Annotated in this window: 11 protein-coding genes; 4 read left to right on the top strand and 7 right to left on the bottom strand. The window is 72.0% G+C overall.

Features of this window, described 5'->3' with window-relative positions; genetic code table 11:
* The 4 genes from H504_RS35810 to H504_RS0118490 all read left to right on the top strand — a co-directional run.
* Window positions 1–1,062, top strand: a 1,062-nt coding sequence (locus H504_RS35810; RefSeq protein ID WP_035304843.1) for a lycopene cyclase family protein, incomplete at its 5' end; no start/stop codon positions are given.
* A 108-nt stretch (window positions 1,063–1,170) separates the two neighbouring features.
* Window positions 1,171–2,856 carry a bifunctional diguanylate cyclase/phosphodiesterase gene (locus tag H504_RS0118500; protein WP_026423990.1) on the top strand — a complete coding sequence of 562 codons (1,686 nt, stop codon included), beginning with the start codon at window positions 1,171–1,173 and terminating at the stop codon, window positions 2,854–2,856.
* 304 nt (window positions 2,857–3,160) lie between these two features.
* Window positions 3,161–3,400 (top strand): hypothetical protein, encoded by a 240-nt coding sequence (locus H504_RS41380; protein WP_157440499.1) that lies wholly within the window; start codon window positions 3,161–3,163, stop codon window positions 3,398–3,400.
* Between the two features lie 558 nt (window positions 3,401–3,958).
* Window positions 3,959–4,483, top strand: coding sequence for a GNAT family N-acetyltransferase (locus H504_RS0118490; protein WP_026423988.1), 525 nt, complete (start codon window positions 3,959–3,961; stop codon window positions 4,481–4,483).
* A gap of 11 nt (window positions 4,484–4,494) precedes the next feature.
* On the opposite strand, the gene H504_RS0118485 is transcribed toward H504_RS0118490, so the two are convergent.
* The 7 genes from H504_RS0118485 to H504_RS0118450 form a co-directional block, all read right to left on the bottom strand.
* A complete protein-coding gene (locus tag H504_RS0118485; protein WP_026423987.1) occupies window positions 4,495–7,170 on the bottom strand; it encodes a helix-turn-helix transcriptional regulator in 2,676 nt (891 codons plus the stop codon).
* A gap of 197 nt (window positions 7,171–7,367) precedes the next feature.
* Complete coding sequence (glmS, locus tag H504_RS0118480; protein WP_026423986.1) at window positions 7,368–9,182, bottom strand: glutamine--fructose-6-phosphate transaminase (isomerizing); 1,815 nt, start codon at window positions 9,180–9,182, stop codon at window positions 7,368–7,370.
* Between the two features lie 10 nt (window positions 9,183–9,192).
* Complete coding sequence (locus H504_RS0118475; protein ID WP_026423985.1) at window positions 9,193–9,459, bottom strand: hypothetical protein; 267 nt, start codon at window positions 9,457–9,459, stop codon at window positions 9,193–9,195.
* A 60-nt stretch (window positions 9,460–9,519) separates the two neighbouring features.
* A complete protein-coding gene (gene mug, locus H504_RS0118470) occupies window positions 9,520–10,062 on the bottom strand; it encodes a G/U mismatch-specific DNA glycosylase (protein WP_211239356.1) in 543 nt (180 codons plus the stop codon).
* Between the two features lie 542 nt (window positions 10,063–10,604).
* On the bottom strand, window positions 10,605–10,976 hold the full coding sequence (locus tag H504_RS0118460) for a metal-sulfur cluster assembly factor (RefSeq protein WP_026423983.1): 372 nt from the start codon (window positions 10,974–10,976) through the stop codon (window positions 10,605–10,607).
* Complete coding sequence (gene sufU / locus H504_RS0118455; protein ID WP_026423982.1) at window positions 10,976–11,416, bottom strand: Fe-S cluster assembly sulfur transfer protein SufU; 441 nt, start codon at window positions 11,414–11,416, stop codon at window positions 10,976–10,978. Before sufU ends, H504_RS0118460 begins: the two co-directional genes overlap by 1 nt.
* On the bottom strand, window positions 11,416–12,693 hold the full coding sequence (locus tag H504_RS0118450) for a cysteine desulfurase (protein WP_026423981.1): 1,278 nt from the start codon (window positions 12,691–12,693) through the stop codon (window positions 11,416–11,418). Before H504_RS0118450 ends, sufU begins: the two co-directional genes overlap by 1 nt.
* Window positions 12,694–12,714: the final 21 nt, after the last annotated feature.

Below are 12,714 nucleotides of genomic sequence, written 5' to 3'. Positions count from 1 at the left end.
GCGCGGGCTGGGCTGGCGACGGTTGTGGTGGCGCCTGGGGTTGGGCGGGTGTGGGCGGCCACCTACGGGTTGTGGGCCGATCAGTGTGGTGGGCTTCCGGCGGGTAGCGCCGTCGTGCGGGCGGGGCGGGTGTTGGGGGCGGGCCGCGTGCTCGGTCGGGGGTATGTGGTCCTGGACAACGCGTCTGTGGGGGCGGCGTTTCGGCGGGGGCCTGCGGTGGCGGTGGACGACGAGGTTGTCGGGGCGGAGTTCGGGCGGCGGGGGGCGACCGTGCGGATGCGGTCCGGGCGGCGGGTCGCGTGTGCGGTGGTGGTGGACGCGAGTGGGTGGCGGCGGGTGGTGTCCGGTGGGCCGCCGCCCGGGGTGCGGGTGGAGCAGACGGCCTACGGGGTGGTGGTGCCGTCGGCGGGGGTCGGTGGGATTGTCCGATCGGGTGATGCCGTGGTGATGGGTTGGGACCGGTCGCCAACCTTCCTCTACGCCGTTGGGGTGTCAGCCGACCGGGTGCTCTTGGAGGAAACGTCGTTGGCGGCCAGGCCCGGGGTGCGGTGGGAGGTGCTCAGGGAGCGGCTGCACGAGCGGTTGGGCGGCGAGCCCGTGGCGGTCGCCGTGGAGCGGGTGCGGTTTCCGGTGGACCTGCCCGCCACGTCACCGCGACATCGGGGGTCGGTGCCGTTCGGGGCAGCGGCGGGGATGGTGCACCCGGCCACCGGGTACAGCGTGGCTGACGCGTTCGCGGCGGCGCCGGAGGTGGCGCGGGCCATAGCGGGGGCGCTGCCGCGGGGGCCGGTGGCCGCGGCGGCGGCTGGGCGGGCGGCGGTGTGGTCGCCCGCGGCGCGGGTGGTGCACCGGCTGCGGCTGCACGGTTTGCGCGCTTTGCTCGCCCTGCCGCCGGACCGGTTGCCGGAGTTCTTTGAAGCGTTCTTCGCGCTGCCGGACGACCTGCAGCGCGCGTACCTGAGCGGACGGGCCGACGTCAGTGGCACGGCGGCCGCGATGGCTGCCGTATTCCGTACGACCTCGTGGGGAATTCGCCGGAAGTTGGTGCTATCGCGGTATTGACCACCGGCATGTCCGTATGCCGCACGACGATCGTTGTCCCGGACACGGCTCGATGAACAGATGATGACCAACCATCACCTGACCAGGTCAACCAGGCACGATGGCAGGGTGACCGTCGCACCGGACGTCAGCTTCGCCTTCCAGCCGTTGCTCAGCACCCGTACCGGTGAACCCATAGCCGTCGAGGCGCTCGCCCGACCGGGAACCGGCAACGTCTACGACCTGTTGCGCGCCGCGGGCAAGGCGGGCCGCTTGGTGCAGACCGACATCTCGCTCGCCAGCCGCGCCGTCCTCGCCTCCGCCCGGCACGAGCCGCCGCTGCCGCTGCACGTCAACATCGTCGCCGCCACCGCGACCACCCCGGACGACCTGCTCCGGTTCCTGCGGCCCGCGCTGAACCAGACCGGCCGCAAACCGCGCGACATCGTCCTGGAGATCACCCCGCCGTTCTCCCGGGTGCACCGCGCCGAGCTGCTGCGCGGCATCGGCGTGCTGCGGGAGAGCGGCTACGGGGTGGCGTTCGACTCGATCGGCGACGGCGACCTGCCGCTGTCGCTGATCACCGACGTCGGCCCGGACCTGCTGAAGCTGGACGCGCACCTGGTCGCGGGCCTGCCGGACGACCCGGCCTGCCTGGCGCTGGTCGAGTCGCTCGCCCAGTACTGCACCCGCACCGGCACCCGGCTGGCCGCTGTCGGTGTGGAGTCCGAGGAGCAACTGCTCTGCCTGAACCGGCTCGGCGTGCGGCTGGCCCAGGGGAACCTGCTGGCCGGGGCCAGCCGGGAGGGCGGGATCACGCTGCCGCTGCCGCGCCCGGTCGCCGAGATCATCGAGCTGAACGCGACCACCGGCGCCGCGCCGATACCGCTGGTGTCGGACTTCCTGCGCGCGGCGACGACGATGCCGCAGGACGCCACCGCCGAGGACGTCCGCGGGATCTTCGCGGACAACCCGACGATCACCGGTGTGGTGCTGGTCGACCCGGAGGGCAGACCGGTGAGCACGTTGCCGCGCAGCCGTTTCCTGCTCGCCGTCACCGGTTTGTACGGGCACGCGCTCAACGCGAGGAAACCCGCGGTGCGGCACGGCGACATCCCGCGCAGCATCCGCGCCGACGCCACCTGCCTGCAACTGCTGGACATGGTCGGCGACACCGACTGGGACCGGCACGGCGACGAGGTCGTCGTGGTCGACGCGGACCGGGTGTGCGTCGGGGTGGCGCGGCTGTCCGAGGTGGTGCGCGGCGTGGCCGAGGCCAAGATAGAGCAGGCCGCCGCGCTGAACCCGCTGACCCGGCTGCCCGGCAGCGACGTCGTCGACCGCGACATCGACCGCCGCATCCAGAACTCCGAGATGTTCGTGGTGGCCTGGCTCGACGTCGACTCGTTCAAACTGGTCAACGACACCGTCGGTTTCGCCGCGGGCGACGACCTGATCCGCACCATCGGCCACGTCCTCACCGACGCCGAACGAGACCTGCACGGCACCCGCGTCGCCCACGTCGGCGGCGACGACTTCCTCGTCGTCACCGACCTCGACGAGATCACCGCCCTCGCCACCCGCCTCGTCGACCGCCAGTGGACCACGGAAGGCATGTCCGTCACCGTCTCGCTGGCCTCCCTCGTCTGCGGCGTCGGCACGGTGAACTCGTACCGCGAGGCGTCGAAGCTGTTGGCACCACTGAAGAAACGCGCCAAAGCCGTCCCCGGCTCCAGTTGGGTCCTCACCCGCCCCGGCTCCGACCGCGTCGAAGTCCTCCGCGGCTCCCGCGCCACCCACGCCCGCGTCGGCTGACCCACCCGCTCTCCCTCCCACGTCCGGGTTTCGACAAAGCTGGGGGCCTGTCTTGACGAATCCGCAGGCGCAGCGCAGATTCAGGGTTCCGCCTGCCGGAGAGGTGTTGCCGGGGTTCGTGCACGCGCGTGTGGTGTTGGGCGCGAGCCCCACGGCCCGGTTGGGGCTGCGGGGCGTGTGGTGTTGGCCGACCGGGCTCGGATTCGATGTGGTGTCGGCGGTCCGAAGTTCCGAATTGTTGGTCCCCTTGTTCAAGCACGGGCGGGACAAACACGGGCCTACGCTTGAAGTAGCCGTCGGCGACGTGGTTGTCTCCACCGCCCGCTGGCGGGAACCAGCCGACATGAGCCTGTTCCCCGGCGGCGGTCGAGGTGGACTGGACTACTTCGAGCAGTTGGTGAACCTCTGGCCGCTCCCCCCACCGGAACCGCTGCGGATTACCGTGGACTGGGTCGATGCCGAGATCGAGCGGACCACAACGACGCTGGACGGCCGCCTGTTCACCGAGGCCGCAGCGAGTGCCACACCCCTGTGGGAACCCTAACCACAGTGGTCTCAACCACCGCTACCCCCAGCCCCACTTCCCCAGCGACCGCCCCACGCACCCACCAAGGCCACCCGTTCACCCAACCAAGGCCGCCCCGTTCACCCCACCAAGCGATTGACCGGCGGCCACCCCGTGCCCCAGACAGGAGCCCGCCCACCCGGGGCGCCGGGGCCCATTCCTGACGGTAGCGCGGAACTCGGGTTGTCAAGAGGGACGTGCGGTGGGCTGTGGACAACAGAACGCCTTGTGGACAAGGACGAGTTCGATATCCACCAGACGAGTCCTGACAGGTGCTTGACGTCAACACCGCGGTGGTGCAGGCAGGGACCCGCCCACCCGGGGGCCGGGGGCCCATTCCTGAACATACCGCGAACGCCGACCTGTCAAGCACAACGCGATCGGACTGTGGACAACCAGCGGCACTGTGGACAACTAGCGGCATTGTGGACAACCGGCTGGTACAACGGCCCGACCTCGTCACCGTCCGCGGCGATCCGCCGGTACCACCGCCCCGCGTTCGCTTCAGCCGGCGGGAGTGTGCGATAGGTTGCCGCCATGACCGAGCCCGTCGTGTGGCCGCCTGCGCCGATCAGGACTGAGCGGCTGGTGTTGCGCGAGTCTGCGGCGCGGGATCGAGCGACGTTCATCGAGTTGTTCGCGTCGCCGGAGGTGGGGGTCTTTGTTGGTGGGGCTCAGGCGCGGGGTGAGCTGGAGCGCACGGTGCCCGGGGTTCCGGGGCGGCGGCCGGGGTTGTTCGTGGTTGAGCTCGACGAGGCGATGATTGGCATGATCACCCTCGATCGGCGGGGACCGGAGCAGCGGCGGCGGGTTCGGCCGGAGGGTGGGGAGGCTGAGCTGGGTTACCTTTTCCTGCACCAGGTGTGGGGGCGCGGGTACGCGGCCGAGGCGTGTGGGGCGGCGCTCGGCTGGTTCGGTGGCGCGTATCCCGGCGAGCCGGTCTTGCTGTGCACGCAAACCGCGAACGAAGCGTCGATGCGGCTGGCGGCCAAGCTGGGGTTCACCGAGGTAGAACGGTTTGCGGAGTGGGGGGCGCAGCAGTGGCTGGGCGTTCGGCGCTGAGGCTGCTCCGGTTAGGACGACAGGTCTGCTCGGTTGCGGACGCCCAGTTTGCGGTACATCCGGGTCAGGTTGGCCTCGACCGCCTTGACCGACAGGTGCAGGGTGGTCGCGATCTGGCGGTTGGTGGCGCCTTCTTTGAGGTGGCCGAGGATCTGGTTCTCCAGGTCGGTCAGCGGCGCGTCTGGGGTGTCCAATTTGGTCAGTTCGGCGGTTGCCCTTGCCGTCCAAGGGGTGCAGCCCGCGGTGGTGTAGCGGCGGAGTGACTCGGACAGGGCGGCGCGGGCGGCGGCTTTGCGGCGGGCTCGTCGTTCCAGGACGCCCAGGGTGAACCAGGCTCGGGCGAGTTCCAGGGGGTAGGGGTGTGCGTCGGGTAGGGCGGCGCGCAGGGTGTCGGCGGCTTCGCGCACGTTGCCGTTGAGGGCGGCGATGACGGCTGAGGCTCGGTCCAGTCCGAGGTTCACGACTGGTCGGCCTTGGGTGGCGGCTCGGTCGCGGGCGCTGCGCAGCGCTTCCTCCGCGTGAGCGGGTTGACCAGACCACGCAAGTGATTCCACCAGGTCGGCATCCGCGAGGAACAGGGCGGGGTCGGTGTAGCCGAGGTCGCGCAATGTCCACAAGCAACTGTCCAGCCAGCGCGCTGCGGCTCGGTATTCCCCGCGCAGGAAAGCGATTCGACCGCGGAGTCCACTTGCGTACGCGGCCCATTCGCCGTCTCGGGATTCCTCGTCGGCGGCCGCTGCTTGGGCGAGGAGGTCGGTGGCCGTGTCGAGGCTGCCGGTGTTGAGTTCGGCGACGGCGCGCAGGGTCAGGCCGATGCCGGGGTGGTGGTCGACGTCGACGCGGAGGCGGGCGCCCCAGGTGGCGGTGCGGCGGACGTCGGCGCAGCGGCCCGCGCGTTCGTAGGCGGAGGTCAGCGTGTACAGGACGGCGATCAGGTCGCGGATTCGGCCTGCCGCCTCGGTTTCCCGGCAGGCGCGTTCGAGCATCTCCACCGCGCGGGCGGTCTCGCCGCGGCGGAGGGCGACGACGGCGAGGAAGATCCGGGCGGTCAGCACCGGTTCGGACAGCGGCCTGCCCTCGGTGTGCCTGGCCAGCCGCTCGCACAGGTCGCTCTCGACCTCGGGGCCCGACGCGGCCGCGAACGGGATCCGCATGTTCAGCGACCGGATGATCAGGTTGACGTCGCCGACCCTGGCCGCCAGCACGTCGACCTCGTCCAGGTGCGCCAACGCGGCCGCGGTGTGTCCCAAGTGGGCACTGAGCTCGGCGCGGCGCATCAGCAGCGCGCCGCGCAGCGCCGGGTCGCCGTCCGCGTCGGCGGCGACCTCCTCCAGCAGCCCGCTGAACGAGGCCATGTCCCGGCCCGCGAGGTCGAACAGCAGCAGCCGCGCCCACGCGCGGGTCGCCCCGGCCGCGGTGCGCGCCACGGCCCGGCACAGGTCGGCGGCCGACGACGTCAGCCCGGCTTCCGCGGCGGCGCGGGCGGCGGCCAGCAGGCGTTCGGCCCGCGGGCCCGGGGCGGGGGTGCGGTGCGCGGCGAGGCGGAGCAGGTCGGCGGCGGTCGCGGGCGCTCCCCTGGTGACGGCCAGCCGCGCGGCCTCGACGAGTTCGCCCGCGATCGGCGCGTCCGGCCGCAGGGTCGCCAGCGCCCGGTGGCGGGCCCGTTCGATGGGATCGGTGACCAGGCCCGCCATCCTGGCGTGCGCGGCGGTCCACTGCTTGGAGCTGGCCTCCGCGGCGACGACCTCGCCGAGCAGCGGGTGGCTGAACCGCAGCCCGCCGTCCTGGTCGGCGACGAGCACCCCGGCCGCGCGGGCGGCGGCGAGCCCGGTGTCCCCCAGCGGCAACAGGTCCAGACCGGGGCGGACGGCGACCGTCACCAGGCGCAACACGTCCCACGCCGCCTCGGGCAGCGGCGCGAGCCGGTCGATGACCAGTTCCCGCAGCGGCCCCGGCACCGGCAGCGGTTCGTCCGCGCCGACCGAGCCGCCGTGCCGGGCCAGCGCGCGGCCCAACTCCAAGGCGTACAACGGGTTCCCGCCGCTCGCGGCGACGACCCGGTTGACCGTGGTGGACGGCAGCGGCTGGACCAGCCTGGTGCGCAACAACTCGGCCACGGCGGTCGGCGCGATCCCGGTGACCTCGACCTCCAGCACCGGCGACGGCGACAGCGCACCCCGGGTCGGCGCCCCCTCGGCGCGCTCGGCGACCAGCACCCGCACCGGCTGGTCGACCAGCCTGCGCGCGGCGAACGCGAGCACGTCCGCGCTGGCCTGGTCGAGCCACTGCGCGTCGTCGACGACCAGCAGCAACGGTTGGCGTTCGGCGAGACCACGCACCAGGTCGACCACGGCCAGGCGCAACGCGAGCGGGTCGACCGGGTGCGCGGGGGCGGCGCGCAGCAGCGCGGTGTCGAGGGCGGCGCGCAGGTGGGTGGCCAGTCGCACGGTCGGCAGGACCTTGGCGAGCAGGTCGTAGAGCGCGACGTGCGGCAGGTCCCGGTCGGCCGCGGCCGGGCAGGTCCGCAGCACCAGGTCCACCCCGGCGCCCGCGACCAGGGTGTCCAGCAGCACCGACTTGCCGATCCCGGCGGGCCCGTGCAGCAGCACCCCGCCACCGTCGGCGAGCGCGGCCTGGCAGCGGGCGATCACCTGCGTCCGGCCGAGGACCGGGGGGACGGGGGCCATAACAGGGGAACGTACCGACATAACCCCGCGTGGAGCGAGACCTAGAAACGCCATCGGCGGGACTAAGACACAAAGATGCCCCTGATGTCCCGGGCACATCGGCCCATGTCGGCGGGTCGGACCCGGGAGATCCACCCGGCCGCACCCGAACCGGCTGTCGTCCGTTCGCGGGACATAACCGGCTCCCCGGGATACCACTACTCCACGGTGACGCTCTTGGCCAGGTTCCGCGGCCGGTCGACGTCGCGGCCGAGGGCGGCGGCGGTGTGGTACGCGAGCAGTTGCAGCGGGATGGTCAGCAGGATCGGGTCCAACTCCGGCTCGCCGCGGGGGACGCGGATCACCTCGTCGGCCAGGCCGTCCGGCAGGTCGGCGTTGGTGATGGCGATGACGGGGCCGCCGCGGGCCTTGACCTGTTCGATGGTGGCGATGTTCTTGGCCACCAGGTCGTCGGCGGGCACGACGACGACGCTGGGCATGTCGGGGTCGATCAGGGCGAGCGGGCCGTGTTTCAGCTCGGCGGACTGGTAGGCCTCGGCGTGGACGTAAGAGATCTCCTTGAGCTTCTGCGCGCCCTCGCGGGCGACCGGCCAGCCGCGGACCCGACCGAGGAAGAACATGTGCCGGGCGTGCGCGTACCGCTTGGCGATCCGGGCGATGTCGGCGTCGTCGGCCAGTACGCGCTCCACCTGGCCCGGCAGGCCGCGCAACCCGGCGACGATCCGACCGCCCGCGGCGGCGCTCAGGTCGCGGACCCGGCCGAGCAGCAGGGCCAGCATGGCGAACGAGACGGTCATGTTGGTCAGCGCCTTGGTCGACGCCACCGACACCTCCGGTCCGGCGTGCAGGAACACGCCGCTGCCGCACTCACGGGCGATCGCGCTGCCGACGACGTTGACCGCGCCGATCACCCGGCCGCCCTTGCGCCGCAGCTCCTGCACCGCCGCCAACGTGTCCAGCGTCTCGCCGGACTGGCTGACCGCGACGTAGAGCGCGTCCGGGTCGACCACGGGGTTGCGGTAGCGGAACTCGGACGCGGGCTCGGCGTCGGCCGGGACGCGGGCCAGCTCCTCGACCAGGACCGCGCCCATCTGCCCGGCGTAGTAGGCCGAACCGCAGCCGAGGAACTTGACCCGCCTGATCGCCCGCAGCGCCATCGGGTCGAGCGCGAGGCCGCCGAGGTGCGCGGTGGCGAACCGCTCGTCCAACCGGCCGCGCAGGGCGCGGGCGATGGCCTCGGGCTGCTCGGCCATCTCCTTGCGCATGAAGTCCTCGTGGCCGCCGAGCTCGTAGGCGTCGGCGGCGACGGCCACCGTTGTCGGGACCTTGCTGGTGCTCCTGGCGTCCAAAGTGGACGTGCGGTAGCCGGTCGCGGTGAGCGTGGCGAGTTCGCCGTCGTCGAGGAACACGACCCGCTGGGTGTGGTGCACCAGCGCGGAGACGTCGGAGGCGACGAACATCTCGCCGTCGCCGACCCCCAGCACGACCGGGCTGCCGTTGCGGGCGACCACGAGCTCGTCCGGGCGGTCGCGGTCCAGCACGACCAGCCCGTAGGTGCCCTCGACCCCGCGCAGCGCCGCCCGCACCGCGTCCTCCAACGAGTCCGCCCGCTGCTGGGCGATCAGGTGCGCGAGCGCCTCGGTGTCGGTCTCCGAGACCAGCTCGACGCCGTCGGCCTGCAGGCGCGCGCGGAGCTGCTCGGCGTTCTCGATGATCCCGTTGTGCACCACGGCGATCCGCAGCCCGGCGTCCAGGTGCGGGTGCGCGTTGCGGTCCGACGCCACACCGTGGGTGGCCCACCGGGTGTGCGCGACACCGACCGTGGCCGGGCTGTCGACGAGCAGGTCACGCAGGTCCTGCACCCGTCCCGCCGTCTTGGTGACGACGATCTCGCCGCCGTCGAGCACGGCGACCCCGGCCGAGTCGTAGCCCCGGTACTCCAGCCGGTGCAGCCCCTCCACCAGCACCGGGGTGGCCTGCCTGCCGCCGAGGTACCCGACGATCCCGCACATGTCCCACTCCTCAGCCGTAAACGATGCGCCGCAACTGCCGCTCACTGAGATCCGGCGCCCGCACCGGACGCGCGGCCAGCTCGCGCGCCACCCGCGTCCAGATCTCGGCGTTGCCGACCTGGCGGCGGCGCAACTCGGTGTGCCTGCGCCGCACGTAGTCCTCGACGGTCTCCGCGAAGTACGCCGCCACGTCCGCGACCACCCGCGCCGCCACCCCCGGGGGCAACCCGGTGGACCCGGCGACGTGGCGGACCAGATCAGGCGGCGGCTCGGTCACGCCAGACCCTGACACCGGACCACCCGGGCGGGCAACTCCTGTGCCCGAATCCGGGCACGCTCAGCCGAGTGACTCCCGCAGCGCGCGGAACTCGGCGGCGAGACTGTCCAACTGGTAGTGCGCGTTGAGCCCGCTCGGGTTCGGCAGGACCCACACCCGCGCCGACTCGAACAGCTCCGGCTGCGCCCCGATCACCGCCTTCGGCGTCGCGAAGGCCGCCCGGTAGGCGGTCACCCCCACCACCGCGACCACCAGCGGCGCACACGCGGCGACAACCTCGCGCAGCCGCTGCCCGCCCGCTTTCAGCTCGTCGTCGGTCAGCTCGTCCGCCCGCGCCGTCGCCCGGCGCACGAGGTTGGTCACGCCGAGCCCGAACCCCGGCAACAGGCCCTGCTCCTCGGGCCGCAACAACCGCGGCGTGAACCCCGACCGCCACAACGCTGGCCAGAACCGGTTCCCCGGCCGGGCGAAGTGGTGACCGGTGGCACCGGAGTACAGGCTCGGGTTGATCCCGCAGAACAACACGGTCGGGTCGACCCCGATCACATCGGGGATGGTCCGGTTCTTCGCCGCATCGAGCTCGGCGCGGGTGGGTCGGGGCACACCCCCATAGCAACAGAAGTCGATCACCCCCGCCACCGACGAACGTCGACCCCCGCGCCAAGACCACCCCCGCCCCGGATCACCCCGCGCCAGGATCACCCCGCCTCGGAACACCCGGCCCAGAACACCCCGGCCCGGATCACCCCGCCCTGGATCACGCCGCCCTGGAACACCCCCACTCCGGAACACCCCCGCGCCGAAATCACCCACACCAGCGATTGACCGGCCACCCCGACCGCCCCACACCGGGACCCCACCCACCCGGGGGCCGGTCGCCCATTCCTGACGCTATCGCGAAACGGCGGCTGTCAAGAGAGGGGGACCGCGGGCTGTGGACAACCGGGCAGGATGTGGACAACTCGGCGACGAAGTGGCGCGATCCAGCGTCGGCCGCCGCACGGAGTGGCGCGATCCGGCGGCCCCGCCCCTCCGCATGACCGACCTCCCGGCCGCCACCCGCGACCGCCTCGCCGACTCGCTGCTCCCGCCCCTGGAACGCACAAACGGCCCGCCACCGAGGTGGCGGGCCGTTCAGGTGAGCGTCACACCGTGAAGCCGAGGGCGCGCAACTGCTCCCGCCCGTCCTCGGTGATCTTCTCCGGACCCCAGGGCGGCATCCACACCCAGTTGATCCGGAAGTCGTCCACCAGGCCGTTGCCGGTCAGCGCGGAGCGGGTCTGGTCCTCGATCACGTCCGTCAGCGGGCAGGCGGCCGAGGTCAGCGTCATGTCGAGGGTGGCGGTGTTGTCCGGCTCGACGCGGATGTCGTAGACCAGGCCGAGGTCGACGACGTTGATGCCGAGTTCGGGGTCGACCACGTCGCGCATGGCTTCCTCGACGTCGTCGAGGGTGGCGATGTCGGCGCGGGGGAGCTGGTCGGGCATGCCCGCGGCGCCCCGGGTGACTTCTTCCATCAGGATCCTCCCTGGGCGCGGGCGACCGCGTCCTTGAACGCCATCCAGCCGAGCAGGGCGCACTTGACCCTGGCGGGGTACTTGGCGACACCGGCGAACGCGATGCCGTCCTCCAACACGTCCTCGTCCGGCTCGACGGTGCCGCGGCCCTGCATGAGCTCGACGAACGCGTCGAGCTTGCCGAACGCCTCGCCCACCGACCGGCCCACCACGAGATCCGTCAGCACCGATGTGGACGCCTGGCTGATGGAGCAGCCCTGGCCGTCGTACGAGACGTCGGCGACCTGGTCGCCGTCGAGGCGGACCCGCAGCGTCACCTCGTCGCCGCAGGTCGGGTTGACCTGGAACGACTCGGCGTCGAACGGGTCGCGCAGGCCGCGGCCGTGCGGGTTCTTGTAGTGGTCCAGGATGATCTCCTGGTACATCTGCTGCAGTTGCATCACGCCACCCCGAAGAAGCGCCGCGTCTCCCGGACCGCGGCCAGGAACGCGTCCACGTCCGCCAGGTCGTTGTACAGGTAGAAGCTGGCGCGCACCGAAGCGGGGACACCCAACCGGCGGTGCAGCGGCCACGCGCAGTGGTGGCCGACGCGCACGGCGACACCCTGGTCGTCGAGGACCTGACCGACGTCGTGCGGGTGGATGCCGTCGACGACGAACGCCACCGCTCCCCCGCGCGCGTGCCCGTCCACCGGCCCGAGGACCCGGATCCCCTCGATGCCCGCGAGACCGTCCAGCGCGGCGACGGTCAACTGGTGCTCGTGCGCGGCGATCCGGTCCATCCCGACGACCGACAGGTAGTCGACGGCCGCGCCGAGCGCGACCGCCTGCGAGGTCATCGGGGTGCCCGCCTCGAACCGCTGCGGCGGCGGCGCGAACGTGGTCCGCGTCATCTCCACCATCTCGATCATCGACCCGCCGGTGAGGAACGGCGGCATGGCCGCCAGCAGCTCGTGGCGTCCATAGAGGACACCGAGGCCGTACGGGCCGAGCATCTTGTGACTGGAGAACACCGCGAAGTCGATACCCAGCGCGCGGAAGTCCACAGCGGAGTGTGGCACGGACTGGCAGGCATCCAGGACCACCAGCGCGCCAACGGAACGCGCTCGCGCGACCAGCGGCTCGACCGGGTTGACCGTTCCGAGCACATTGGACTGGTGGGTGAACGCCAGCACCTTGGTCCGCGAGTTGACCAGTTCGTCCACGTTGGACAGATCAAGCCGACCTTCGTCGGTGACACCGAGCCAGCGCAGGGTCGCCCCGGTGCGCTGCGCCAACTGCTGCCACGGCACCAGGTTCGCGTGGTGCTCCATCTCGGTGATGACGATCTCGTCGCCGGGACCGAGCTTGAACCGGGCTGATTCCGGGCCTGCGGTGGACGCGTTGCCCATGGCGTAGGCGACCAGGTTGATGCCCTCGGTGGCGTTCTTGGTGAACACCAGCTCGTTCGCCGACGCGCCGACGAACTCGGCGATCCGGGCGCGGGCGTGCTCGTAGGCGTCGGTGGCTTCCTCGGCGAGCTGGTGCGCGCCGCGGTGCACGGCGGCGTTGTGCTCGGTGAGGAAGGCGCGCTCGGCCTCGATCACCTGGACCGGGTGCTGCGAGGTGGCCCCGGAATCCAGGTACACCAGCCGTTTGCCGTCGCGGACGGTGCGGCCGAGGATGGGGAAGTCGGCGCGCAGGGCGTCGACGTCCAGCGGTGCGGTCACTGCGGTCACCTGACCGGTACCCCCTTCATG

Source organism: Actinokineospora inagensis DSM 44258 (genome assembly GCF_000482865.1).
Taxonomy (GTDB): Bacteria; Actinomycetota; Actinomycetes; order Mycobacteriales; family Pseudonocardiaceae; genus Actinokineospora; species Actinokineospora inagensis.
This window is presented reverse-complemented; position numbering and strand designations above follow the sequence as displayed.

Coding starts and splice junctions, on each gene's coding strand:
- H504_RS0118490 (WP_026423988.1), top strand. CDS start 3,959: ATGACCGAGCCCGTCGTGTGGCCGCCTGCGCCGATCAGGACTGAGCGG.
- H504_RS0118485 (WP_026423987.1), bottom strand. CDS start 7,170: ATGGCCCCCGTCCCCCCGGTCCTCGGCCGGACGCAGGTGATCGCCCGC.
- glmS (WP_026423986.1), bottom strand. CDS start 9,182: ATGTGCGGGATCGTCGGGTACCTCGGCGGCAGGCAGGCCACCCCGGTG.
- H504_RS0118460 (WP_026423983.1), bottom strand. CDS start 10,976: ATGGAAGAAGTCACCCGGGGCGCCGCGGGCATGCCCGACCAGCTCCCC.
- sufU (WP_026423982.1), bottom strand. CDS start 11,416: ATGCAACTGCAGCAGATGTACCAGGAGATCATCCTGGACCACTACAAG.